The organism is Zemynaea arenosa, assembly GCF_004614185.1.
Lineage (GTDB): Bacteria > Pseudomonadota > Gammaproteobacteria > Burkholderiales > Burkholderiaceae_D > Telluria > Telluria arenosa.
This window is the reverse complement of record NZ_SPVF01000072.1, coordinates 1-25,154: the sequence shown is the minus strand read 5'-3', so window position 1 is coordinate 25,154 and position 25,154 is coordinate 1. Positions and strand designations below refer to the sequence as shown.

Here is a 25,154-nt window from a genome sequence, read left to right as displayed (position 1 = left end):
CCCTCGCGACAGCAATTTCGGCAGTCAAAAGCGGTTCCGAAGCAATACGAATTTACACTGGAGTGATAGATGAAAGCCCTGCTCGATCTATTCAAGCAAGTCCAACAAAACGAGTCCTTTGACGCGATCAAGATCGGTCTGGCCTCGCCCGAGAAAATCCGTTCGTGGTCGTACGGCGAAGTCAAGAAGCCGGAAACCATCAACTACCGCACCTTCAAGCCGGAGCGCGACGGCCTGTTCTGCGCCAAGATCTTTGGCCCGATCAAGGACTACGAGTGCCTGTGCGGCAAGTACAAGCGCCTGAAGCACCGCGGCGTGATCTGCGAGAAGTGCGGCGTGGAAGTGACCCTGGCCAAGGTGCGCCGCGAGCGCATGGGCCACATCGAGCTGGCCTCGCCGGTCGCCCACATCTGGTTCCTGAAGTCGCTGCCGTCGCGTCTGGGCATGGTCCTGGACATGACCCTGCGCGATATCGAGCGCGTGCTGTACTTCGAAGCATACGTCGTGACCGATCCGGGCATGACCCCGCTGAAGAAGTGCCAGATCATGTCGGAAGACGACTACGCCGCCAAGTACGAAGAGTACGGCGATGACTTCACCGCCTTCATGGGCGCGGAAGGCATTCGCGAGCTGCTGCGTTCGATCGACATCCACCGCGATGCCGAAGCCCTGCGCGTCGAGCTGAAGGAATCGAAGTCCGAAGCCAAGATCAAGAAGTACGCCAAGCGCCTGAAAGTGCTCGAGGCGTTCCAGCGTTCGGGCATCAAGCCGGAATGGATGATCATGGAAGTGCTGCCGGTGCTGCCGCCGGAGCTGCGTCCGCTCGTCCCGCTGGATGGTGGCCGCTTCGCGACCTCCGACCTGAACGACCTGTACCGCCGCGTCATCAACCGTAACAACCGCCTGAAGCGCCTGATGGAACTGCGCGCTCCGGAAATCATCACGCGCAACGAAAAGCGCATGCTGCAGGAAGCCGTCGACTCGCTGCTCGACAACGGCCGCCGCGGCAAGGCCATGACCGGCGCCAACAAGCGTCCGCTGAAGTCGCTGGCCGAGATGATCAAAGGTAAGGGCGGCCGCTTCCGCCAGAACCTGCTGGGCAAGCGCGTGGACTACTCGGGCCGTTCGGTCATCGTGGTGGGTCCGCAGCTGAAACTGCACCAGTGCGGTCTGCCGAAGCTGATGGCGCTGGAACTGTTCAAGCCGTTCATCTTCAACAAGCTGGAACTGATGGGTCTGGCAACGACCATCAAGGCCGCCAAGAAGCTGGTCGAAACGCAGGAACCGGTGGTGTGGGACATCCTGGAAGATGTCATCAAAGAACACCCGGTCATGCTGAACCGTGCGCCGACCCTGCACCGCCTTGGTATCCAGGCGTTCGAGCCGGTCCTGATCGAAGGCAAGGCGATCCAGCTGCACCCGCTGGTTTGCGCGGCGTTCAACGCCGACTTCGACGGTGACCAGATGGCCGTGCACGTGCCGCTGTCCATCGAAGCACAGATGGAAGCGCGCACCCTGATGCTGGCGTCGAACAACATCCTGTTCCCGTCGAACGGCGAACCGTCGATCGTGCCGTCGCAGGATATCGTGCTGGGTCTGTACTACGCGACCCGCGAGGCAATCAACGCCAAGAACGAAGGCATGCTGTTCCCGGACGTGTCGGAAGTCATCCGCGCGTACGACAACAAGCAGGTCGAGCTGACCACGCGTATCACCGTGCGTATCGTCGAGTGGCCGAAGAACGCCGAGACCGGCGAATTCGAGAAGACCGTCACCCGCTACGAGACCACCGTCGGCCGTGCGATCCTGTCCGAGATCTTGCCGAAAGGCCTGCCGTTCTCGGTGCTGAACCGCGCGCTGAAGAAGAAGGAAATCTCGCGCCTGATCAACACCTCGTTCCGCAAGTGCGGCCTGCGCGCGACCGTCGTGTTCGCCGACAAGCTGATGCAGTCGGGCTTCCGCCTGGCGACCCGCGCCGGTATCTCGATCGCGGTGGACGACATGCTGATCCCGCCGCAGAAGGCTGTGCTGATCGCGACCGCCGAGTCCGAAGTCAAGCAGATCGAACAGCAGTACGCGTCCGGTCTGGTGACCGCGGGCGAGCGCTACAACAAGGTCGTGGACATCTGGGGCAAGACCTCGGACGAAGTCGGCAAGGCGATGATGGACCAGCTCAAGGTGGAAGACGTCGTCAAGCGCGACGGCACCCAGGGCGTGCAGGAATCGTTCAACGCCATCTACATGATGGCCGACTCCGGTGCGCGCGGTTCCGCCGCCCAGATCCGCCAGCTGGCCGGTATGCGCGGCCTGATGGCCAAGCCGGACGGCTCGATCATCGAAACGCCGATCACCGCGAACTTCCGCGAAGGCCTGAACGTGCTGCAGTACTTCATCTCGACCCACGGCGCGCGTAAAGGTCTGGCGGATACGGCACTGAAGACCGCGAACTCGGGTTACCTGACCCGCCGCCTGGTCGACGTGACCCAGGATCTGGTGGTGACCGAGGACGATTGCGGCACCTCCAACGGCACGCTGATGAAGGCGATGGTCGAGGGTGGTGAAGTCATTGAAGCGCTGCGCGACCGTATCCTCGGCCGCGTGGCGGGCCAGGACGTCGTCAATCCGGAAACCCAGGCCACCCTGTACGAAGCCGGCACGCTGCTGGACGAAGACATGGTCGAAGAGATCGAGCGCCTCGGCATCGACGAAGTCAAGGTCCGCACCCCGCTGAACTGCGACACCCGTTATGGCCTGTGCGCGAAGTGCTACGGCCGTGACCTGGGCCGCGGCCTGCTGGTCAACGCTGGCGAGGCTGTCGGTGTGGTGGCGGCACAGTCGATCGGTGAGCCGGGTACCCAGCTGACCATGCGTACCTTCCACATCGGTGGTGCGGCATCGCGTGCAGCGGTGGCGTCCTCGGTGGAAGCCAAGTCGAACGGCACCATCCGCTTCACCGCGGCGATGCGTTACGTCACCAACGGCAAGGGCGCACAGATCGTCATTTCCCGTTCGGGCGAAGTGCTGATCACCGACGACCACGGCCGCGAGCGCGAGCGCCACAAGGTGCCGTACGGCGCGACCCTGAACGTCAAGGACGGCATGGCCGTGAAAGCTGGCACGCCGCTGGCAACGTGGGATCCGCTGACCCGTCCGATCATCACCGAGTACGGTGGCACGATCAAGTTCGAGAACGTGGAAGAGGGCGTCACCGTGGCACGCCAGGTGGACGAAGTGACCGGTCTGTCGACCCTGGTCGCGATCGACGCCAAGCGCCGCGGTTCCGTGGGCAAGACCGTGCGTCCGCAGGTCAAGCTGCTGAACGAGGCTGGCGAGGAAGTCAAGATCGCCGGCACCGAACACAGCGTGACCATCGGCTTCCAGGTCGGCGCGCTGATCATGGTGAAGGACGGCCAGCAGGTGTCGGTGGGTGAAGTGCTCGCACGTATCCCGACCGAATCGCAGAAGACCCGTGACATTACCGGTGGTCTGCCGCGCGTGGCCGAGCTGTTCGAGGCGCGTTCGCCGAAGGATGCCGGCATGCTGGCGGAAGTCACTGGTACGGTGGCGTTCGGTAAAGAGACCAAGGGCAAGCAGCGCCTGGAAATCACCGACATGGACGGCAACAAGCACGAGTTCCTCATTACGAAGGACAAGCAGGTGCTGGTGCACGACGGCCAGGTGGTGAACAAGGGCGAGATGATCGTCGACGGCCCGGCCGATCCGCAGGACATCCTGCGCCTGCTGGGGATCGAAGCGCTGGCGCGCTACATCGTGGACGAAGTCCAGGACGTGTACCGTCTGCAGGGCGTGAAGATCAACGACAAGCACATTGAAGTGATCGTCCGCCAGATGCTGCGCCGCGTGGTGATCGTCAATGCCGGCGACACCGACTACATCGTCGGCGAGCAGGTGGAGCGTTCGGAGCTGCTGGAAGAGAACGACCGCATGGTGGCCGAAGAGAAGATCCCGGCGACCTACGAGAACGTGCTGCTGGGTATCACCAAGGCCTCGCTGTCGACCGACTCGTTCATCTCGGCCGCCTCGTTCCAGGAAACCACCCGCGTGCTGACCGAAGCCGCGATCATGGGCAAGCGCGACGGTCTGCGCGGCCTGAAGGAAAACGTGATCGTGGGTCGTCTGATCCCGGGCGGTACCGGCCTGGCCTTCCACCGCGCCCGCCGCGAGAAGGAAGTCTGGGAAGCCGAAGAGCGCAAGGCCCTGCTGGATGCAGAGCGTGCCTCGATGGCGGCGGAACCGGCGCCGATGTCGGAAGAGATTCCGCATGGGGACGGCGAGTAAGCCTTACCTGTACCAGTGAAACGGCAGCTTCGGCTGCCGTTTTTTTTCGTCCGCTGGTGAGAATGCGAGAGCTTCCTGTCGCGCTGGAGGACGTATAGTGACAGCCCATCGTTGAGAGCTTCCCTATGACCGCCATCGCTGCCCGCGCTGTTCTTGCGCTTTTGCTGGCCCTGCCTCTGCTGGCCCCTGCCGCGCCTGCGCCGTTGGCGGCCCCGGCTGGTTCACTGGTGCGGGGGCCGATCAGTTTCGTTTATGCGGTGTACACGGTCGGACCGTTTGACCCGGCGGTGGCGGCCAAGGTGAAGGCGCTGGGAGTGGCGCAAGGTGTCCGGATGCTCAACGATCTGCCCAAGGACTCTGCCGACGTGGTCGCCGTCGCCACGGTGCTCAAGGACGCGGCCAGGGAATACGCTCCACCCGATGAGACCCTCCTGCGCTACTTCGGGCACGGCCTGAGCCGCGAACAGGCAGCTGCGATCCAGAAGGCGAAGGGGGCCTTCGTGCTTGAAGTCCAGTTCCCCGCAGGCCGCATGAGCCAAGGATTGAAGGCGGCGAGCGTTCTGATCGAGTGCGCCGCGATTGACGGCAAAGGCTTCATCTGGGATGAGGAGACGCGCGAGCTGTTCACGCCGAAAGCCTGGCGCGAACGGCGCATCGACACTTGGGCGGGGGACATCCCCGATGCGACCAGCCAGACCGTCATCCACGCCTACAACGGTGACGCGCAGGTGCGCGCGATCACGCTGGGAATGAGGAAATTTGGCCTGCCGGATGTCGTCATCGATGACTTCTCATGGAGCAGCGTGAAGCCGATGGGCAATCTGCTCAATGGCGTGATCCAGGCGCTGGCCGAGGGCGCCCAGCCCGGCAAGGCGGGCGAGCTGGCCGTGGACGTCAGAAAGCTGCTCCATCCCGAGGTCAAGAAGACTTTGCTGGCTGAACTGGTCAAGGGCGCGACGGGTGTCGCCAAGGTCAGACTAGTCCGCGCTGAGCCGGAAGAGGGTGATCCGCGCAACCGCCTTCTGGCCATCGATTTCGACGCCTATCCCGGACCGGACCGGTATGCGAAGCAGGATGCCATGCTGGCCGCGCTCTTCGGCAAGGGGGACGACAAGGTCGCCCGGATCACGCACACCGACCGGCTGAAGGCGGCGAGCCGTTTGGCCCGTACCCACCTGCCCGAGCTGCGGACCGCTTTCAACCGCGGCCTCGCGCCGGGCGAATACATCCAGCTGAAGGCGCCGTTCAAGACGCCAGAAGGCGGCAATGAATGGATGTGGGTGGAGGTGACCAGCTGGCAGGGACGCGCCATCAAAGGCTTGCTCAAGAACGAGCCCTACGAGGTCCCAACGCTGCACGCAGGCCAGATGGTGAACGTGAACGAAGACGAGGTCTTCGACTACCTGCGCACAGAGGCCAATGGCAAGCAGACTGGCAATGAAACGTCGAAGATCATCGCGGAGATGAACTCCGCACGGTGAACGCGCGAGGGGCGGGATTCAGCAAACTATCCCACCGATGCTCTTACCGGTGCGGAGATCGAAGCCGAAGCTGCAGCTGTATTCACCTTTCGCCGAGCGGCTGCAGAAAATTTTCTCCCCGTCCAATTTCCGAATCCGCTCGCCAGGCTCGGTGGAACACGCGTCTTTCTTGTCAACGCCTATGGCATCAAACAGATCTTTTGCAGTCTTACCGCTGACGCGAAACATAACCCTCCTGTCGGTGGCCGTGGGCGGCGTTGGGTCAGCCAGGCTGCCCGCGTAAACGCGATAGACGCCGCGAATCGGAAGACCTTCGCCGTATCGGGCTGGCGATTCGAGCGGCAATATCAATAGTATCCCAACGATACTGGAGAGGTACGCGAAGCGCCTCATTCGTTCTGGCCTCCTACCGCAACGGCCAGAACTACACCTCGCCCGAGCGCCAATAACACGCACCACCGCACTGCAGCGCTTCACCCCACGGGGAGATGATGTCGATATGGCCTTGCGTGTCGCCGATGTCCGCGTAGAGCCGAAAGAACGACGCGATACCTTGGCGCTTCTTGATCCCCTTGATTGCCGCATCGCCGCTCTTGAACCTTTCCGGACTCCCCAACAGCGACTGCCGGGTGAGCATCTTCGACAGGCGTGCTTGACCCGGCTCGATGAGGGCACCTTTGTAGGTCCCAGTCTTGATGGCCATTCGACCTGGCAGTTTGAGGCCGGACTTGATCAGCGCGAGGCTCATACGGATGGCACAGGTATCGGCATAGCCAGGATTGGCAATCAGATCGTTCCAGCCGATCTCGGTGAGCACTGTCTCACGCGATACGTCATGAGTGGGAAAGTTTTGCTTGAGCAGGGCAAAGCGAGGCTTCATATCAGTCTCCTTGTGCACGCGGACGGGCTCGCAGGACGGTAAGGATCCAGTCGGCTGCGGATTTTCGAGACGGAGGACTTTGTTTCAGAAGCTGCTGGTTGAGAGCGGCGCGGTTAGCGATGGCGGTGCTTTTGTCCCCGCCGAGCTGGGCGATGTCGATCACAGCCGTGATGTAGCCGTCGCTCATCGCGCGGAGGTTGTGGCCGCGATTGCTTGCAGAGGGAGCGGACATTGCTGTACGCAAGACGCTCGGCGTTTGCCGCGGTGTCACAGGATGGGGGAGCGTGCTCGCGCAGGGGTAGCGACGACTCAGTCCGGTTGTCACGGCAAGCTCAGCGGATGAGGAAGCGTATGCTGGCTCGGCTTTGAGCTGATGCAGCAGTTCGATGTCGAATTCGTGATCGGTTCGAAGGTTGGGCCGAATGCACCAGTAAGTTCCTTCGGTAGCGTCGATGAGGCCGTCCAGATAGCCTTTGGCGAAATACTCCGCAGTGGACTCGAACTGTCCCTCGCCGGTGAGCCGCTGGACAAGCTCGCGCGTCGAGAGGTCGCCCGCTTGGGCAGCAGTCGAGCAATGCGCAGCGAAAAGAGTGGGGATGAAATGCCTCAGCATTGCGAGTCCGTGCAAACGAAGATGTCATCGAGCTTAGGCAGGCAGACCGCAGGGTGTTTGCGTTGCGTCAAGCATGATTCGTGAGCTGCGTTAAGGCGACGGATTCACTGCTCCAGAAGCGGTACGGAGAGCACGTCGAGACTAGCGGTCGGACGTGATCTCGCCAGCCACGTTGTCCACCACCACCGGGCTGTCGAAATACGTCACTACCGGCGCCGTGCCGTACTTGTCGGTGACGAAGCGTGTCCACGCCTCTGTGTACACGGCCTCGGCCGCCGCACGCGAAGTCCACAGGTAGACCCCGCCAGCCGTGCTGCCGTCCTCGGACAGCACGTAGCATTTGCTGATGAGCCCCGGCACCCCTTGGTACGTCGGTGCAGTGCTGAGAAAAATGCGGCGCGCCTCGTCAAGGGCGATCGGCTGCGGCAGCCGGAACTGAGTGATGGTGGTGATCATGGGAGCTCTCCAAAGGTCCACAGCGCGCCTATCGCGCATACGCTAGACTGATGACCGAACGGAATGTACCGAGCCAAAAGGCCCCGTTCAAACGCTCATTTGTCATGCCCCACATGAGGAAAGCGCATGGATCACCCCCTGCTCGGCCTGCCCCCGCTGGACGCCCTGCGCGGCTTCGCGGCCGTGGCACGGCGCATGAGCATCACCTTGGCGGCGCAGGACCTGTGCCTCACCCAATCTGCCGTCAGCCGCCAGATCCAGAGCCTGGAAGAGCACTTCGGCACGCCGCTGTTCCTGCGCAAGAACCGCGCGCTCGAACTGACCGACGCCGGCCGCCAGCTCGCCACCATCGTCACCCCGTGGCTGGAGCAGCTGGCCGACTTCAACCGCAAGGTGCGCGGCCCCGCGCGGTCGAAGCCGCTGGTGATCGCCACCTCGTCCGGCATCGCTTCGCTGTGGCTGCTGCCGCGCCTGGCCGCGTTCAATGCCGAGCATCCGCACATCGACGTGCGGGTGAACGCCAGCACCCAGATCCTGGACATGCGCCAGGAGGGCATCGACCTCGCCTTGCGCTACGCCCCGCAGTCGAACGTGCCCGCCGGGAGCGCCCGCCTGTTCGATGAAATGATCCTGCCGGTGGCGCGCCCGGACATCGCTGCGCGCGCCTTCGCCGAGCCGGACGCGCTGCTCGATGAAGTGCTGCTGGAGTTCGACGAACGCACCGTCCCCTGGCTGCGCTGGCCCGACTGGCTGCAGGCGCTCAAGCTGCACCAGCCGCCGCGCGCCTACCTGCATTGCAACCAGTACGACCAGGTCGCCCGCGGTGCAGCGGACGGCCTTGGCGTCGCGCTCGGCCGCCTGCCGCTCATCCTGCCGCAGCTGAAGAGCGGCCAGCTCGCCGCCGCACCGGTGGACCTGCTGCGCCACACCGGCTACGCCTACTGGCTGGTCGAGAGCCCCACGTCGCTGCGGCCGGAAGCGCACGCCTTGCGCGACTGGCTGCTGGGCGAAGCTGCCGCCACTGCCGCCGCCGTGGACGCCCTCGCACGCTCCGCCGCACCGGTTGCCTGAGCCCGATCGCGTCGTATAATGCCGGGATCATGACCGAAACCACCAATACCCCCCAACTGCCCGACCGGCTGTCGATCGACCCGCGCAGCCCCTTCCACAACGCCGACGTGTTCCAGCGCGAAGTCGGTATCAAGTTCAACGACAAGGAACGCCACGACGTCGAGGAATACTGCATCAGCGAAGGCTGGATCAAGGTCGCCGCGGGCAAGACGCGCGACCGCAAGGGCAATCCGATGATGATCAAGCTGAAGGGCAAGGTCGAGGCGTTCTACCGCTGACCCGGCAATTGACGATGTCCCATAACGGCAGCCACGGCTGCCGTTTTCGTTGGCCGCGCTTGTAAAGTGGCCGCGGCGCGCTAGGCTGAAGACACTCAGCGACGGAAGGCGCCATCATGTCCAGCAGCGATACGGCTTTTGCGGGGTCCATTCCCGAGCTCTACGAGCGTTACCTCGTCCCTCTGATCTTCGCGCCGTACGCGACCGACCTGGCGGCCCGCGCGCGCCGCCACCAGCCGAGCGATGTGCTGGAGATCGCCGCCGGCACCGGCGCCGTCACGCGCCGCCTGGTCGATGACCTGCCTCCGTCCACCCGCATCGTTTCGACGGATTTGAACCAGGCCATGCTGGACGTGGCCAGCCGCCGCGGCACCGCGCGCCCGGTCACCTGGCAGCGGGCCGATGCGATGGCGCTGCCGTTTGCGGACGCGTCCTTCGACCTGGTGGTGTGCCAGTTCGGCGCCATGTTTTTTCCTGACCGTCCCAAGGCCTACGCGGAAGTGCGCCGGGTGCTGCGGCCGGGCGGCCGCTTCCTGTTCAACGTCTGGGACACGCTGGACGAGAACGACTTTCCGCGTGTGGTGCTGGAGGCGCTGCGCCAGCAATTCGCCGCGCAGCCGCCCACCTTCATGCAGCGCATTCCGCATGGCTATGCGGATCCGGACGTTATCCGGCGTGACCTCATTGCGGGTGGCTTCCGCCACTCGCCCGAGATCGTCAGCGTGGGCGCGCCCAGCTATGCCGATTCGGCCCAATTGGTGGCCATCGCGTTTTGCCAGGCCACGCCGATGCGCGCCGAGATCGAGGCGCTAGGGTCGGAGGCCCTGGACACCGCCACGCGTGTCGCCGAAGACGCGCTCATCGAGGAATTTGGCGCCGGCCCGGTCACCGGCCGCATCCGCGCGCACGTGATCGAAGTGCGGCTTTGAGCTGTCCAGCTCGCTTGATGTAGCGCAAGGCGGGGTGCCCCTGTCGGGATAGATTTTGATCTCTCTCTGACGGAGGTGCCGATGAGCTCAACATCACAATCTTCCAGTTCGCCTAATGCCGGCATGAGCATGAGCGCGGAAGCGCGCCAGAAGATGCTGCTGACCGAAAAGGTCGTGCTCCGGTATTACAACGATATGGGTAAGAAAGGTGGCAACTGTACCTGGGGCGCAGGTTTCTACGCGCACAAGGGTATCTGTTCGGAGGAGGAACTGCGCAAGAAAGTCGATGCCTCCTCAGTGGACGTTGAGTTCGCCAAACGTGTGACGGAGGCGGAGCGACAGGTCAAACGGAAGATAAGAGTGCAGTTGAACCAGGCGCAGTTCGATGCTTTGGTGAGCTACACGTACAACACAAAGCACCGCGCACAGGTATTGGTGTACGCCACCATCAATCAGGCGATTTCGAAGCGGCTGCCGGCCACATTTCGCAGGCTGTGAAGGTCGTCATCGGTAGCGGGAAGGGGCGCAAACTGGTGGTAGCGCCAGGCCTTTTCAGGCGTCGAGCTGAGGAAAGCGCTCCTTTTCGACGTGTGCGGTGATCATGAAGCCCACGGAGATGCTGATGACGATCCTTCCTCGGCTTTTTGTCTCGGCACGCTGGCTGCTGACTTTAATGTTGTGCATCCCGCATATGGCTGGTCACTGCAGTCCTTCAGAGACGTCACCGGCAATCGGCAACTGGAAGGTGACGGCGGTCGCGGACTTTGCCGATCTGGCGTCCATGGATGAGAAGGAAGCGCGGCGAATGATCGGGAAGATATTGCAGGTGAGGCTGAACACAGTACGGTTCGGCAAAGACGTTTGTGACAATCCGATTTTTGAATCCAAATGGGTGGAGCCCGAGCTTTATCTACGCCAGGACGCGGCTGCCAGCAACGCTCGCCTTCATCTGCCCACCCCGGTGGAGGTTGTCGACCTTGAGTGCACAGTCGTCTTTTTCAGAAAGCGCGATCGCATGGTGTTCTACTGGGGCGGGTTTTTTTTTGACGCTGTGCGACAAGGGAAATGAAATGAAAAACGGCAGCGTCATGGGTGTTGGACTGGTCGCCGCCACCATGGTCATCAGCGCTGTACTTCCCAGCATTGCCTCAGCCGACGATCCTGGCCCTTTAGTGATGGGAACGTGGAGGCTCACAGCCGTCCTTGATTCTGCTGACCTTGCTTCCATGGATGAAAAACAGGCTCGGCGCCTGCTCGGCAAGACCTTCGTGATCAATAGAGAAGGTTTTCGCTTTGGCAAAGAAAAATGCGGTGTTCCGACGTTTGAGTCGTCTTGGGTGGAACCCAACCTCTACTTGCGCAAAGAGGCATGGATCAGTGCTGAAAATCTGGACTTGCCTAATCCTGTGGAAGTATTCGATCTGTCTTGCACCATCGTTCTCGTGAAGTCGAAGGATCGGCTCGTTCTGCATTGGGACGGGTTCTTTTTTGACGCGGTGCGGCAGCGGAAATGACGAAAGGCGGCGTCAACGCAGCCGGGCTGGGCGGCGTTGAGGGGAGGGCATGTCGCCCTTTTCTGAGGAACCGCAATGAACAAATTCCTGGTTGTTGTAGCCGCCCTGGCGTTCTCCACCGGCAGCGCCTTTGCGGCGAAGCCGTCCGCGTCCGCTGCGGCCCAGGCCGCCCCGGCCAAATCGTCCGCTCCGATGGCATCCTCCGCAGCCTCCGCCGCCCCGGCCGCTTCCGCCGCTCCGATGGCATCGGCCGCCACCTGCGAAGGCAAGGCCGTTGGCAAGAACGGCAAGCCGCTGGCCGGCGCCGCCAAGACCGCGTTTATGAAGAAGTGCGAGGCCGACAGCGCCTCCGCCCCGGCCGCCTCCTGCGAAAGCAAGGCCATCGACAAGAACGGCAAGGCCCTCGCTGGCGCCGCCAAGGCCGCCTTCATCAAGAAGTGCGAAGCGGATAGCAAGAAGTAATTCCCCGCTGAATGCCGGGCTGTCGCCCCCGTGGCACGGCCCGCGCACTTTGTCTGAGCACGCTCAAGCCGGTTTGTGAACTGTCGGCTTGACGCGCGCTGCATCAATACTGCCCCCCCGCGCCGCAGCATGCTGTCCCATCGGGGCGCCGCTTCGGCCGCCCGTGAGATTTTGGGGGGCAAGCATGAAATACGCGCGTCTCACGCCTGGTGCGGGTTTCAGTCCGGTCAATTCCTTCCTCTATTATTTCCAGCGCCTGGTGGTCCTGCTGCCGCTGCGCCGGATGTTTGTGCGCAGCGGCCGTGCCTGGATCCGCTCGCGCCAGGGCAAGGGCCAGAACGCGCTCACGGTGAATTCGCGCGCCGCCCTCGACCTGCTGAGCCGCGACGGCTACGCCAGCCTCGGCAACGTGCTCACCGCCGAGCAGTGCGCCGACGTGCGCGCCTACATGGCCACCAAGGTAATGACCAACCGCCACAACGCGGCGCAAAAGTTCAAGATCGGCGACACCCCGCCGGACACCCGCATCGCCGACTTCGACCTGCCCGACATCCTGGGCTGCCCGCACATCCTGGACCTGTGCAACAGCCCGCTGCTGCTGGAGCTGGCCACCGCCTACATCGGCTGCAAGCCCACCATTTCCCAGCTTGGCATGCGCTGGTCCTTTCCGTGCGACGAAGGCGAAAGCAACCTGCAGCAGTACCACCGCGATTCGGAAGATTGGCGCTATTTCAAGGTGATCGTGTACCTGACGGACGTCGGTCCCAACGATGGCCCGCACGTGTTTGTGCGCGGCACGCATACGGAGCAGGCCACCATGCGCCTGCGCCGCTTTGACGACGAGGACATCCGCCAGCGTTATGGAGATGCCAACCTGATCGCCGCGATGGGCACCAGCGGCTTTGCCTTCGCCGTGGACACGGCCGGCATCCACAAGGGCCAGAGCCCCACCCAGGCCTCGCGCCTGATGCTGCAGATCCAGTATTCGCTCTGCCCCAGCTACGTCTACGAGTACCACCCCGAGCCCTACGGCGGCGCGCTGGCGCTGGACCCGTATATCAACCGGCTGATGGTGGAGCCGGCACCTCGCAAGTAGCCTCCGAAGCCGCGCCCAGCGGCCGCAGCAGGCTGAGCTGCCCGTGCATGAGGTTGCACTGGGCCATCAGGTCGGCATAGCGCTCGGCCGAGATCAGCCAGGCCACCACCTCCCCGCCGTCCGTGACCGCGACCTTGCCGTCCTGCGCGAGGTGCAGGGCGTGGTCGAACACGCAGGACATGTCCTGCACGCTGAACAGGTGAACGGGGATGGGCACGTGCATGGCGCCTCCGGCGTCGAACGATATGCCCAGTATGCAGAGGAGGAGGGCCGGAGACCAGCGATGCGTCAGGTGGGGAATCGGAACTCGGCGGCGCGAAAACGATCCGCGCCGCCGGGGAAGCGGGGCGCCGGTCCGGCGCCCGCGGAAGGACCACTTTACTTGCTGGCGGCGGCGCGCACGGCGCCAAACGCGTCGCCCGCTTTCCAGGCCGGCATCTTGGGCGCATTGGCCACCATCTGGCCCAGGTTCAGGGCGAACTGCGTCTCCTGCACCATGCCGGACAGGTCCCAGGCCGGGTCGTACTCATCCGTGACCTGGTGGTACTTGGCCGCGTAGGCGTCGCGGATGGCCTTGGCAGCGGCGGCATTCTTGACGGCCTCGCTGCCCGGCTCGATCGAGAAGGCCGGCACGCCCGCCTTGGCGAATGCGAAGTGGTCGCTGCGGAAGTAGATGCCGGCCAGGTCCGGTTCCGGCTTGGCGATGCGCATGCCCATGGCCTTGGCGGTGGCTTCCGCCATCTTGCCCAAGTCGGTGCGCTCGGCGCCCGCGGTGCCGACGTCGCGCGTGGCGCCTGCGTTGCTCAGGCTGTCCATGTTGAGGGCGGCGGCCGTCTTGTTGAGCGGCCACAGCGGGGCGGTCGCGTAGGCCGCGCTGCCCAGCAGGCCCTGCTCTTCGGCGGCGACCCACAGGAACATCTGGCTGCGCTTGGCCGGCGACTTCACGGCGGCTTCGGCCATGGCCAGCAGGCCCGCGCTGCCGGACGCGTTGTCGATCGCGCCGTTGTAGATGATGTCGCCCGTGGTGCCCTGCTTGCCCAGGTGGTCCCAATGCGCGCTGTAGATCACGACCTCGTCCTTGAGCTTGGGATCGGTCCCCGGCACCACGCCCGCCACGTTGAATTGCTCGATGGTGCGCACGGCCGCCTTCTCGTCGCCGACCACCTTGGCGTTCAGCGCCACCGGCTTGAAGCCCTTGACCTCGGCCGCGGCGCGCAGCTTGTCCAGGTCCTGTCCGGCGGCGGTGAACAGCCCACGCGCGGCCGGGTCCGTCATCCAGCCCTGCAGGCCGCTGCCCGGCGTGCCTTGCGCCAGCTGGAAGCGTTCGGCCAGCCAGCTGTTCTGTACCACGCTCCAGCCATACGAGGCCGATGCGTCGGTGTGGATCAGCAGGATGCCCGCGCACTTGTGGCGCGCCGCTTCCTCGAACTTGTAGGTCCAGCGGCCGTAGTAGGTCAGGGCCTTGCCGCCGAAGCGCTTGGCCTCGGCCGCGGTCGGCTGCGGGTCATTGACCATGGCGACCACCACCTTGCCGGTGCAGTCCAGCCCGGCGTAATCGTTCCAGCCCTCCTCCGGCGCCACGATGCCGTAGCCGACGAAGACCAGGTCATGGTTGAAGGTGTGCGCGGGCTGGCTGTCGCCCGGCGCCCAGACCCAGTCCTTGCCGTAGGTGAAGGCGTGCGCCGCACCGTTGGCCTGCACGGCCAGCGAGCTCTGCTCTGGCAAGCCCTTCACGCCCGCGATCTTCACCGGCTGGCGGTAGCTGTTGCCGTTGCCCGGCTTGAGGCCGAGCACCATGGCTTGCGCTTCGAGATAGGCGACGGTCAGGTCGCCGCCGCGCTGGCCGGTGCCGCGGCCTTCCAGCAGGTCGCTCGACAGGAACGCGAGGTGGGCACGCAGCGGCGCTTCCTCGACAGTGGGCTGGGCGGGCTTGGCCGGAGCGGCATGGGCATACAGGGGCAGGGCGAGCGCGGCGCTTGTGGCGAACGCGGCCAGGGCCAACGGAGACGTCTTCTTGGGCATGGTATCCATCGTGTGAGTGAGGAATCGAGAATTCAAGCTCGGGCATTGTATGCCACTACAATGTCAATATGCTCATTCAAATTGCACCCGACCTCTGGCACATGCAGCGCGGCTTCAAGGCCGCCGGTCTGCCGGTCTCGTCCCGCATGACGGTTGTGCGGCTCGGCAATGGCAGGCTGTGGCTGCACTCGCCCATCAAGTTCGGCGACGACGTGCGGAACCAGCTGCGGCAGCTGGGCGAGGTGGCCTACCTCGTCGCGCCCAACCGCTATCACCACATGTACATCGGCCACGCCCTGCGCGCCTTCCCGGACGCGGCTGTGTACGGCGCGCCCGGCCTGGCGGAGAAGCGGCCCGACCTGACCTCCCTGCGTACCCTGGGCGACACCGTGGAACCCGAGTGGGCCGCCGAGCTGGACCAGGTCGCCGTGCAGGGCATTCCGATTGCCAACGAAGTGGTGTGGTTCCACAAGCCGTCCGCCACTCTGATTGCCACCGATCTCCTGCAGTGCTGGTGCGGCGACCTCGACTGGAAGGCGGGCGCCTATGCCCGCCTGACCGGCGTGCGCAACCACTTGGACGTGCCGCGCACGGTGCGCCTCGCCACCCGTGACCGCGCCGCCGCAGCCGCCAGCGCGCGCGCCATCCTCGCCTGGCCGTTCATCCGCGTGATCACGGCCCACAATGCCATTGTCGAGCAAGACGCCCACGCCGCGGCCGCCCGGGCGCTGGCGCGCTTCGGTGCCTGACCCCGCGCCCCACGCCCCGTCGCCCCTTGCTTAGCGAACACGCAAAAAAAATCCCTCGCCCGCTTGGAGTCGGACGAGGGGTAGGGGCAACTCTGCGGCGCACGCGCCGCGCACTTTAACTATCCAGTTTCCAGACGTAATCCAGGCGTGCCCAGCCGGCTTGCGGTTGGCCGTTGGACGCGATGCCCGGCTTGAACTTGCACATCGACAGAGCCGACACAGCCGCCCGGTCCAGTTCGCGCGAACCGCTGGAGGATTGCACTTTCGCACTTTCCACATGGCCGTCCGCGCCCACCAGCAGGGCCAGCGTCGTCGTTCCGGTCTCGTTGTTGCGCAGGGCCTTGGCCGGATACTCCGGGGTGGCGCACCCATCCGCCATCACGGCCGTCCCGATGTTCCCCGGCGTACCGCTGTCGCTTGCGGGCGCGGCAGCAGGTTGCGCGGGGGCGGGCTCGGCCGGAGCCGGATCACTTGTCACTTGGGCTTGCACCGTTTCAACCGGTTCGGGCGGCGGTGTCACCACTTCCGGTTGCGGGATCGGCACCGGTTTCGGCGCTTCCGCTACTTTGGGTTTCGGCGGCTCTTTCGGCGGCGGCGGCGGGGGCGGCGCCTTCAGCGGCGTCAGCTCCAGCATGGTTTCGATCGGATGGTCGAAATGCACATTCACCTTGCTCAGGCTCTGCACCAGACCATAGCCCAGCGCGACGTGCAGCAGCCCGACCAGCGCCACCTTCGTGTACTTGGTATTGGATTCGTGCTGTTGGTTGTACGTGAACTCCATGTTGACTCTCCTTTTCGTTATGTACCGCTTGGGGTGTCCAGCATGTGAGACTGAGCTGTTTCGGATGTTTGGAAACTCAAATTGCTATCCGATGGAAGAACTATATGCAAAGCGCGAGTAAAAGCCAAGGGATTTCTGAGCAGTTTCGTGTCAAAGTGTAAAATCCGGACTGCTGCTCCGTTGTGTGACATAATCCTCCTGTTCGGGTATCCACTGCTGTTAGGTGGCACACATTACTTCCATTCTTTGGTAAGCAAAGGTTACCGAGGCCATGAACAAAGAAGAAAAACCCATCCGCGTGATGCTGGCCGACGACCACCCGATCGTCATGGCCGGTTTTGCCACCTCCTTGGCGGGGGTGGGCATGGAGGTGGTCGGCCAGGCGCGTACGCCGGATGAGGCCGTCGCCATGTATGCCGAACGCCAGCCGGACGTGGTCGTGCTGGACATCCGCTTCGGCGCGGGCCTCTCGGGCCTGGACGCCGCCCGCACCATCCTCGGCCGCCATCCGCAGGCGCGCGTCGTCTTCCTCAGCCAGTTCGACCAGGACAGTTTGATCAAGGAAACCTACCGCCTCGGCGCGCGCGCCTTCGTCACCAAGGACTGCGACCCGGCTGACTTGGCCAACGCCGTGCGCGCGGCCCGCAGCGGCAAGCTGTATTTCCTGCCGCAAATCGCGGAGCGCCTGGCCAACCTGTCGGTGCAGGGCGATGTCTCGCCGCAATCCCAGCTCGATCAGCGCGGGCTGGAAATCTTCAAGCTGATGGCCGAGGGCCTGACCAACGCCGAGATCGCGGAGAAGCTCAATCTCTCCACCAAGACCATCAGCAACATCAGCCAGTCGATCAAGGAAAAGCTGGGCGTGGACCGGCAGGCCTACATCACCAAGCTGGCTGTGCGCCACGGCCTGATCGAGCCCTGAGATGCGGGCCCGCGCGCGGCTCGCCGGTTGGTTCCTTCTCACGTGTGCGGCCGCATGCGCGAGCGCGCGCGCCGTGGAGATCGAGATCGTCACCGCGGACGACAGCAATCTCACGCGCCGCATCGCCGAGGACTTGCGCCAGCGCGTGCGCGCCATTCCGGGCTCGCTGCGCAAGCCCATCGCCGTGACCATCGGCCCGGTCGCCTTGCGCCGCGAAGTCACCCAGCGCACCGGCGGCGTGATCCTCTCGGCCTATACCTCCAGCCAGGTGTGGCACGCGATCGGCGCGACGCAGCCGGGCGTCGAGATCAGCGGCGTCTACGCGGAACCCAACCCCGCCGACCAGCTGGGCCTCGTCGCCCTGCTGTACCGCCGCCCCGTGCGCGTGGCCGCGATCCTCAGCAGCGATGCTGCGTTCTTCCGCCCGTTGCTGCCCAGCGTGAGCATCGAGCCGTTTGGCGAAAAGGACGACATCAACAAAGTCCTGAACCGCATGGCCCAGACCCAGGTCCTGCTTGCGCTGCCCGACCGCGCCGTCTTCACCACCGAGAACGTGCGCAACATCCTGCTCTCCACCTACCGCCACGGCCAGGGCGTGATCGGCTTTTCGGCGGACATGGTGAAGTCCGGCGCACTCGCCACCACCTTCTCGGACCTCCAGGACATCAACATCCAGCTCACCGAGATCATCGCCGCCTACGCGCTGGGCGGCGACCTGCCGCCGCCCCAGTTCCCGCGCTACTTCCGCACCATCGTCAACGAGGGCGTGGCGCGCTCCCTCAACCTGGCGCTGGATGACGGCATCCGCCACTACGCGCGCCGCCCCGTGGGAGTGCCGCGATGACGCCCTTCTGGACCGGCTGGTCGATCGGCAAGCGCATGATCGTCATCGCCATGCTGCCGGTGGCCTACCTGTTCTGCTCCATCGTCTGGTACTCCTGGTTCTCGCACCGCGCCCAGGTCTCCGAGGAGCTGGCCGAGCGTGGCCGCATCCTGGCGCGCGCGCTGGCCGAGACCAGCGAATACAACGTCATCTCCGGCAACCTAACGGACCTGCGCCTGACTATCAATGGCCTGGTTCAGTCGGATAAATCGATCTACCGCATCGACGTGGTGGACGCCAACCGCCGCGAGGTGGTCGGCGTGAGCGCGGAGGGCGGGCGCGATGCCGAGGAGCGCGTGTTCGAAGCCCCCATCCGCAAGCAGATGATCTGGGTGAACCTGTTCTCGGAAAACGGCGCGCCGCACGTCAGCGGCTCCAGCGATGCCCGCCCGCCCACGATGACGATGGAGGTGGTGGGTTACGTGCGCGTGACGATGTCGCCGTCGAACCTGATGGACAAGCAGATCGCCCGCTTCCAGGTGGAGCTGGTGATGGCGGCGCTGGCGCTGCTGGTCTCCGGCGCGCTCGCGTTGCTGCTCGCCCGCAGCCTGGCCATGCCTTTGAAGACCGCCATCGACGCCCTGCGTCAGATCCGCAGCGGGAACTACCTGGTCAAGGTGGACGTGACCACCGGCGGCGAGGTGGGCGAGCTGCAGTCCTCCATCGCCGAGATGTCAGTCGCGCTCAACGAGGCCAAGCAGGACCTGGAAAACAAGGTCGCCGAGCGCACCCGCGACCTGGAAGAATCGCGCAACCAGGCCGTCCGCGCGGACGCCGAAAAGCGCAAGCTGATACACAAGGTGAACTCCATCGTGGAGGATGAGCGCAAGAGCATCGCCATCGAGATCCACGATGAGCTCAACGCTTCGCTGATCGCCGCGCGCCTGGAGTCGCAGGCCATCATGCGCCTGGCGGAGAAGATGGAGCCGGGACCGCAGATCGACGAGATCAAGCAGAAGTCCGCCGCCATCACCAAGCTCACGCTGGACCTGTACGCGAGCGGCCGCCGCCTGGTGCGCCGCCTGCGGCCCGAAGTGCTCGACATGCTGGGCCTCGACGGCGCCGTGGAAGAGATGACCCGCCATTACAACAACGGCGACTGCCAGTTCGAATTCCACGCCGAGGGCGACTTCTCGCGCGTGGAAGGAGAGGTCGCCATCTCGGCCTACCGCATCGTGCAGGAGGCGCTCTCCAACATCATGAAACACGCCACCGCCAGCCGCGCCAGCGTCACGATGACGCTCGGCGAGGAGGAACTGGACATCGCCATCCGCGACAACGGCGCCGGCTTCGACACGGGCCGCGCCTCCGAAGGCATCGGCATCATCGGCATGCGCGAGCGCGTGGTGGCGATGGGCGGCGCCATGAAGATCGACTCCTCCGCCGAATCCGGCACAGAGGTGAACATTACGCTGCCGCTTGCTGTATCGTAGCGGCTTCGCTTAACCGTCTTCGCTCACACGCCATGGACCACATGCTGACGCCCTATGAAAAGGGCAACCGCAACCAGACCACCACCCACGCTGACTGCATCGCGTACTACCGCGAGCTGTCGCTGAAGTACCCGAAGATCCTGCGCTTCACTGAGATCGGCATGTCCGATGCCGGGATTCCGATCCACATGGGCATCGTCACCGCCGACGGCGTGTTCGCCCTGAAGGACATCCAGGACCAGCAGCGTCCGATCTTCTTCAACAACAACGGCATCCACCCCGGCGAGCCGGAAGGCGTGGACGTGTGCATGGCACTGGTGCGCGACTTCTGCACCCAGCCCGAGCGCCTGGCCGCGCTGGGTCGCACGGTGTTCCTGTTCATCCCGATGTACAACGTGGATGGCAGCCACAATCGCGCCAACACCTCGCGCGTGAACCAGGAGGGGCCGGAGCTGTTCGGCTTCCGCGGCAACGCGCGCAACCTGGACTTGAACCGCGACTTCATCAAGTGCGATTCGGTCACCGCCCAGGTGTTCAACCGCTTCTTTGCCGCCTGGGACCCGGATGTGATGGTCGACACCCACACCTCCAACGGCGCCGACTACAGCTACACCATGACCCTCATCCACACCCAGGCCGACAAGCTGGGTGGTGAGCTGGGCGCCTTCCTGCGCGACACCATGCTGCCTGCGATGTTTGCGCAGATGGAGCAGCGCGGCTGGCCGATGTGCCCCTACGTGAACCCGGTCAAGGATGCGCCGGACGACGGCATCGCCGAATTCCTCGAAACGCCGCGCTTCTCGACCGGCTACGCGGCCCTGCATCACACCATCGGCTTCATGCCCGAGACGCACATGTTGAAGCCGTTCGCGGACCGCTATGAATCCATGCGCGCTCTGGTGGAGACGGCGCTGGACTTCACGATCCAGCATGGGGACAGGATCCAGCAGCTGCGCCGCGCGGCCAAGGCGGCCCGTCCGCGCGAGTGGCCGGTGCACTGGCAAATGGACGAAGCCAACCCGTCCACCTTCCGCTTCAGGGGTTACGCCGCCAAGTACAAGCCGAGCGTCCTGGGTACGTATTCGCGCCTCTACTACGACCGCAACGAGCCTTGGGAGCGCAACATCGCCTACTACAACCGTTTCAACGCGGATGTCACGGTGCAGGCGCCGCGCGCCTACGTGGTTCCCGCCGCATGGCGCGAGGTCATCGAGCGCCTGCAGCTGAATGGCGTGAAGATGGAGGAACTGACCGAGGCGCGCGCGCAGGAAGTGCGCTGGTACCACATCCGCCACGTCAGCCCGCGCCCGAACGCCTACGAAGGCCACATGTACCACGACGAGGTGGCGCTCGAGCCGCGCACCGCCACGGTGACGCTCAAGGCTGGCGACTGGTGGATCCCGCTCGACCAGGAAAAGGCCCGCTACGCCGTGGAGACGCTGGAGCCGATGGGGCACGACAGCTTCTTCCGCTGGGGCTTCTTCAACGCCGTGCTGGAAAAGAAGGAGAACTTCTCGGACTACGTGTTCGAGGATCACGCCGCCGAACTGCTGGCCACCGAGCCGGAACTGGCGGCCAGGTTCGAGCAATGGAAAAAGGACCACCCCCAGCTGCTGTCCAGCCAGGAGGCGGTCCTCAACTTCATCTACGCCAACTGCGCGCGCTATCACGAACCCGAGTGGCGCCGCTATCCGGTGTTCGCAGTGATGTAAAAAAAGCCGCGCCCCTTTCCGGGGCGCGGCTCGTGGTGGCTCACGCCGTGGTTATTTGCTGGCCGCGATCCACGCGTCCACCTTCGCCTCCAGCAGCGCCAGGGGCAGCGTGCCGTCGCCCAGCACGATCTCGTGGAACTTCGGCAGGCTGAATTTCGGTCCCAGCGCCTGTTCCGCGCGCGCCCGCAGCTCCTGGATCTTCAGTGCGCCGATCTTGTAGCTCAGCGCCTGCCCCGGCCACGCCATGTAGCGCTCGACCTGGTTGCGCGCTTCGTCCTCCGAGTAGCCCAGCGTCTCGCGCATGTAGGCGATGGCTTGCTCGCGCGTCCAGCCTTTCTCGTGCATGCCGGTGTCCACCACCAGGCGCACGGCCCGCAGCATCTGGTCATTCAGGTGGCCGAAGTAGTCTTCCGGCTTGTCGAACAGGCCCATCTCCTTGCCCAGCGTCTCCGCGTACAGCGCCCAGCCTTCGGTGAAGGCGTTGTTCCCGCCGAACTTGCGGAAGTCCGGAAGACCCAGTTCCTGCAGCAGCGCGATGTGGAAGTGGTGGCCCGGCTGGCCTTCATGCAGGAACAGCGTCACCATGCCGGTCGACCCATACTGCTTCGGATCGTTCACCACGGACCAGAACACGCCTGGCCGCGAGCCGTCCGCCGTGGGCGCCGTGTAGTGGTCCGACGCGGTCTCGCGCGACAGTTCCGGCTCCAGCCGCAGGTCCAGCGGCGCCTTCGGCATCAGCGTAAAGAGCGAGGGCAGCTTGGTGCGCAGCGTCGCATCGAGCTGGCGGAACACCTCCAGCACCTGCTGGTCGGAGGTGAACGGCTTGAACTTCGCCTGCTGCGCCACCCAGTTCGGCAGGCCGCTGGCCGGGCCGTCGTAGCCCATCTTCGGCCCCAGCGCCGCGTACTCCTGCTGGATGCGCGCGACTTCGGACAGGCCTTTCGCGTGGATCTGCTCCGGCGTCATGCTGGTGGTGGTCGACGATGCCACGTAGGCGCGGTACCACGCCTCGCCCTGCGGCAGGGCGCTCCAGCCGGCGCTGGTGCGCGCCGCCGGCAGGTAGTCTTGTTCGAGGAAGTTCGCAAAGCGGTCCAGCGCCGGCATCAGCCTGGATTTGAGGAGCGCGCTGTATTCGGCCTTGAACTTCGCCTTGTCCGCCGCGCTGAAGGTGGCCGGCATGTTCGTGATCGGCGAGTAGTAGATGTTCTCCTCGACCGTTTTGCTGGTCAGCTTGCGGAACTGCGGCAGCATCGCAGTCACGACGGCCTTGGGCTGCACCACGCCCGTGCGCATCCCTTCGCGCATGTTCAGCACTGCCTGGTCCAGCCATGCGGGCAGGTTGTTCAGGCGCTTGAGGAAGGCGCGGTAATCCTGCGGCGTCTTCAAAGGCTGGCCACTCTGGCCGCCCGCATAATTGGCCAGCATGACCGGCACGCTGTCCATCTGACTCACCGGGAGCAGGTGGTCGGGGAAGCGTTCCAGCGCCAGGGTGGTGGTCAGCTCATAGTCCATGATGTCGTAGCTGACCTGGTCGCGGTGCGCCAGCCTGGCGCGCGGGATGGTGTGCAGCTGCCGCAGGAACTGCTGGAAGCGGGCCAGGTGCTGCGCGCGGACCTTGGGCGCAATGGCGATCGTCAGCTGGTCGTTGTAGCGGATGTCGCCGTTCTCGGTCGCGCCGATCGGGTCGAAGCGCGCGATCTCCGCGTAGTAGCGGTCGGCCAGCGTGGCCATTTGCTGGGCGGGCGCAGTCGCAGCGGTCTTGGTCGCCGTGGCGCTGGCACCGGCAGCGAACGAAGGGAAGGGTGCACCGCAGAGCAGCAGCGCGGCTGCGATGGCGCAGGCGAGGGTATGTCGTTTCATGAAGAGGCTTATTGATAGAAGCGCCACGTCGGCGCGAAATTGCGTTCGATGCGCTGGCCCTTGAGCCGTGCGCGCAGCAGTTCGATCGGCAGCTCGCCCGATCGCAGCACCGTGTCGTGGAACTGCTTGAGCGGCCAGCCGCTGGCCGTCATCTCGCGAGCCAGAGCCCGCAGCTGCAAGGCGCCGATCATATAGCCCGCCTGGTACAGCGGCGGATAGTCGCCGTTGAAGGAGCGCCGCACCTCGGCGCGCGCGTTGTCCGGCTCATGGCCCACGCGCTGCACCAGCATGTCCACGGCCTGCTCCGGCGTGATCTTCCCGAGATGGAAGCCGAGCGAGAACAGGATGCGCGCCGCGCGGTGGTTCCGCCAGAACATCATGCCGATGCGGTCTTCCGGCTTGACCGCGAAGCCGCGCTCATACAGCAGCATCTCCCAGTACACCGCCCAGCCTTCGACATAGAACGGCGTATCGAACAGCATGCGCTCCGGGTGGTAGCGCGCGGACATGAACATCTGCAGGTGGTGGCCGGGAATCAGCTCGTGGTGCACGGTGGCGCGCGAGAAGTGCGGGTTATTCCCGCGCATGGTCATCAGCTTCTGCTCATGCGTCATCGCGTCCGTCGGGTACGAGACCAGGATCGTGTCACCGCCCAGGAAGAAGGGGCTGACCAGCTGCGCCTCCGGCGACAGCATGTCCATGCGCCAGCTGCGGCGCGCCACTTCCGGCACCGTCACCAGGTCGTTGGCGGTGACGTAGTTGATTGCCTCCTGCGCCAGTCCGCGCACCATGCCGGTCTGCTGGCCCGGCGGCACGTACAGCGTCTTCACCTTTTCCATGGCCGCGTGCCAGTCGTCGTCGTAGCCCATCTCGCGCGCGGCCTTGCGCAGCTCCGCCTCGCCCCAGGCCAGCTCCTTCTCCGCCAGCGCCATGAGCTCTTCCGGCGTGTAGGGGATCATCTCGCGCTGCAAGGCGCTGACGAGGCCTGCGCGGCCGATCGGATCGCCGGTCACGTTAAGCAGCTTGGTGGACTTGCCGACCAGGCGCTCCTGCAGCTGGTGCGCATAGGCGGTGAGCTCCCTGGACAGGTCTTCGTACGGGCGCTTGGCCCACCATGCGAATTGCGGGTCGTAGCCCGCGTAGTACTCGTACCAGTCCTTGAGGTCCTGAGCGGTGGCGCGGATGGTGCGCACGGCGCGGCTGGCGGTGCTGCGGGTGGCGTAGGGCTTGGCGCTGTCCCATGCGGGTGACGATGCCAGCCTGCCGGTAGCCGCACGCGCCTCATTGAGGGCTTTCTGCAGCACGGCGGCGGATTGCGCGCCGTCCTGCGGCTGCATCAGGCGGCGCGCCTCGGCCATGTCGATCAAGGGCCGTAGGAACGGCATCAGGTATTGCGCCTCCGCCTGCCGCTGGCCTGCTGCTTCGAGCTCGCGCTGTTCGAAGCCGATCTGGTTGCGCAGCATGACCCAGTCGATGCGGTCGTCCACGCCGTAGCTGTCGAAGGGGAGGGCATCGAGGGCCGAGCGCCACTCATCGTAGAAGCGCTTGAACGCTGCCGCGCGCGCGGCGCCGTTCTTTACCGTGTAGATGTGCTCCAGGCTCGCCGCATCCAGCTGGTAGCGCTGCAGCACCGGCGCCATCGCCGATGCGGGCGTGGCGGCGAGCGGCGCGAGCGGCGGCACCAGCGGCACCGCACCCGGTGCCGCATGGGCC

The 25,154-nt window shown here is 64.7% G+C and carries 24 protein-coding genes; 15 read left to right on the top strand and 9 right to left on the bottom strand.

The annotated features are described in order from the left end of the window. Positions 1–69: 69 nt before the first annotated feature. Positions 70–4,299, top strand: coding sequence for a DNA-directed RNA polymerase subunit beta' (rpoC, locus tag E4L96_RS04940; RefSeq protein ID WP_135206115.1), 4,230 nt, complete (start codon positions 70–72; stop codon positions 4,297–4,299). Positions 4,300–4,424: 125 nt separating this feature from the next. Further along, entirely contained in the window at positions 4,425–5,780 is a 1,356-nt protein-coding gene (locus E4L96_RS04935; protein ID WP_135206114.1) for a DUF2314 domain-containing protein, read from the top strand. Positions 5,781–5,798: 18 nt separating this feature from the next. Here E4L96_RS04935 and E4L96_RS04930 read toward each other — a convergent pair whose 3' ends face one another. The 4 genes from E4L96_RS04930 to E4L96_RS04915 all read right to left on the bottom strand — a co-directional run bounded on the left by E4L96_RS04930 (position 5,799) and on the right by E4L96_RS04915 (position 7,729). After that, positions 5,799–6,173: a hypothetical protein gene (locus E4L96_RS04930; RefSeq protein WP_135206113.1), complete on the bottom strand. Its 375-nt coding sequence runs from the start codon at positions 6,171–6,173 to the stop codon at positions 5,799–5,801. Between the two features lie 31 nt (positions 6,174–6,204). Further along, positions 6,205–6,660 (bottom strand): T6SS effector amidase Tae4 family protein, encoded by a 456-nt coding sequence (locus tag E4L96_RS04925; RefSeq protein ID WP_135206112.1) that lies wholly within the window; start codon positions 6,658–6,660, stop codon positions 6,205–6,207. A gap of 1 nt (position 6,661) precedes the next feature. Then, positions 6,662–7,273 (bottom strand): Rap1a/Tai family immunity protein, encoded by a 612-nt coding sequence (locus E4L96_RS04920; RefSeq protein WP_135206111.1) that lies wholly within the window; start codon positions 7,271–7,273, stop codon positions 6,662–6,664. 141 nt (positions 7,274–7,414) lie between these two features. Beyond that, complete coding sequence (locus tag E4L96_RS04915; RefSeq protein ID WP_135206110.1) at positions 7,415–7,729, bottom strand: YdhR family protein; 315 nt, start codon at positions 7,727–7,729, stop codon at positions 7,415–7,417. 126 nt (positions 7,730–7,855) lie between these two features. Between E4L96_RS04915 and E4L96_RS04910 the strand changes: the two genes are divergently transcribed. From E4L96_RS04910 to E4L96_RS04875, 8 genes are all read left to right on the top strand, one after another. Further along, positions 7,856–8,800, top strand: a complete 945-nt coding sequence (locus E4L96_RS04910; protein WP_135206109.1) for a LysR substrate-binding domain-containing protein — start codon at positions 7,856–7,858, stop codon at positions 8,798–8,800. A gap of 29 nt (positions 8,801–8,829) precedes the next feature. Beyond that, positions 8,830–9,078 (top strand): DUF3297 family protein, encoded by a 249-nt coding sequence (locus E4L96_RS04905; protein WP_135206108.1) that lies wholly within the window; start codon positions 8,830–8,832, stop codon positions 9,076–9,078. 116 nt (positions 9,079–9,194) lie between these two features. Next, positions 9,195–10,007 (top strand): class I SAM-dependent methyltransferase, encoded by an 813-nt coding sequence (locus E4L96_RS04900; RefSeq protein WP_181017583.1) that lies wholly within the window; start codon positions 9,195–9,197, stop codon positions 10,005–10,007. Positions 10,008–10,088: 81 nt separating this feature from the next. Further along, positions 10,089–10,505: a glycoside hydrolase family protein gene (locus tag E4L96_RS04895; RefSeq protein WP_135206106.1), complete on the top strand. Its 417-nt coding sequence runs from the start codon at positions 10,089–10,091 to the stop codon at positions 10,503–10,505. Between the two features lie 124 nt (positions 10,506–10,629). Beyond that, entirely contained in the window at positions 10,630–11,076 is a 447-nt protein-coding gene (locus E4L96_RS04890) for a hypothetical protein (protein ID WP_135206105.1), read from the top strand. A gap of 1 nt (position 11,077) precedes the next feature. Continuing rightward, complete coding sequence (locus E4L96_RS04885; protein WP_135206104.1) at positions 11,078–11,521, top strand: hypothetical protein; 444 nt, start codon at positions 11,078–11,080, stop codon at positions 11,519–11,521. Between the two features lie 75 nt (positions 11,522–11,596). After that, positions 11,597–11,983: a hypothetical protein gene (locus E4L96_RS04880; protein ID WP_220433391.1), complete on the top strand. Its 387-nt coding sequence runs from the start codon at positions 11,597–11,599 to the stop codon at positions 11,981–11,983. Positions 11,984–12,167: 184 nt separating this feature from the next. Continuing rightward, positions 12,168–13,079, top strand: a complete 912-nt coding sequence (locus E4L96_RS04875) for a phytanoyl-CoA dioxygenase family protein (protein ID WP_135206103.1) — start codon at positions 12,168–12,170, stop codon at positions 13,077–13,079. Here E4L96_RS04875 and E4L96_RS23540 read toward each other — a convergent pair. Both E4L96_RS23540 and E4L96_RS04865 read right to left on the bottom strand, forming a co-directional pair. After that, a complete protein-coding gene (locus E4L96_RS23540) occupies positions 13,042–13,302 on the bottom strand; it encodes a hypothetical protein (RefSeq protein WP_167758602.1) in 261 nt (86 codons plus the stop codon). The two genes, E4L96_RS04875 and E4L96_RS23540, sit on opposite strands and share 38 nt — an antisense overlap. A gap of 155 nt (positions 13,303–13,457) precedes the next feature. Continuing rightward, entirely contained in the window at positions 13,458–15,101 is a 1,644-nt protein-coding gene (locus E4L96_RS04865) for a M28 family peptidase (RefSeq protein WP_135206101.1), read from the bottom strand. Positions 15,102–15,169: 68 nt separating this feature from the next. On the opposite strand from E4L96_RS04865, the gene E4L96_RS04860 reads away from it, so the two are divergent. Then, positions 15,170–15,850: a DUF4336 domain-containing protein gene (locus tag E4L96_RS04860; RefSeq protein WP_135206100.1), complete on the top strand. Its 681-nt coding sequence runs from the start codon at positions 15,170–15,172 to the stop codon at positions 15,848–15,850. Between the two features lie 115 nt (positions 15,851–15,965). Here the strand turns inward: E4L96_RS04860 and E4L96_RS04855 are convergent, their stop codons facing one another. Continuing rightward, a complete protein-coding gene (locus E4L96_RS04855; RefSeq protein ID WP_135206099.1) occupies positions 15,966–16,631 on the bottom strand; it encodes an energy transducer TonB in 666 nt (221 codons plus the stop codon). Positions 16,632–16,902: 271 nt separating this feature from the next. On the opposite strand from E4L96_RS04855, the gene E4L96_RS04850 reads away from it, so the two are divergent. The 4 genes from E4L96_RS04850 to E4L96_RS04835 all read left to right on the top strand — a co-directional run bounded on the left by E4L96_RS04850 (position 16,903) and on the right by E4L96_RS04835 (position 21,581). Then, positions 16,903–17,553: a response regulator gene (locus E4L96_RS04850; RefSeq protein ID WP_135206098.1), complete on the top strand. Its 651-nt coding sequence runs from the start codon at positions 16,903–16,905 to the stop codon at positions 17,551–17,553. 73 nt (positions 17,554–17,626) lie between these two features. Further along, positions 17,627–18,397: a type 1 periplasmic-binding domain-containing protein gene (locus E4L96_RS04845; RefSeq protein ID WP_135206097.1), complete on the top strand. Its 771-nt coding sequence runs from the start codon at positions 17,627–17,629 to the stop codon at positions 18,395–18,397. Continuing rightward, entirely contained in the window at positions 18,394–19,869 is a 1,476-nt protein-coding gene (locus E4L96_RS04840; RefSeq protein ID WP_135206096.1) for a HAMP domain-containing sensor histidine kinase, read from the top strand. The genes E4L96_RS04845 and E4L96_RS04840 overlap by 4 nt, the downstream gene beginning before the upstream one ends. Before the next feature lie 41 nt (positions 19,870–19,910). Next, positions 19,911–21,581 (top strand): M14 family zinc carboxypeptidase, encoded by a 1,671-nt coding sequence (locus E4L96_RS04835; protein WP_135206095.1) that lies wholly within the window; start codon positions 19,911–19,913, stop codon positions 21,579–21,581. A gap of 51 nt (positions 21,582–21,632) precedes the next feature. Here the strand turns inward: E4L96_RS04835 and E4L96_RS04830 are convergent, their stop codons facing one another. Beyond that, positions 21,633–23,441 (bottom strand): DUF885 domain-containing protein, encoded by a 1,809-nt coding sequence (locus tag E4L96_RS04830; protein ID WP_135206094.1) that lies wholly within the window; start codon positions 23,439–23,441, stop codon positions 21,633–21,635. Positions 23,442–23,449: 8 nt separating this feature from the next. Then, positions 23,450–25,154: DUF885 family protein (locus E4L96_RS04825; protein WP_135206093.1), on the bottom strand; the 1,705-nt coding region annotated here is incomplete at its 5' end.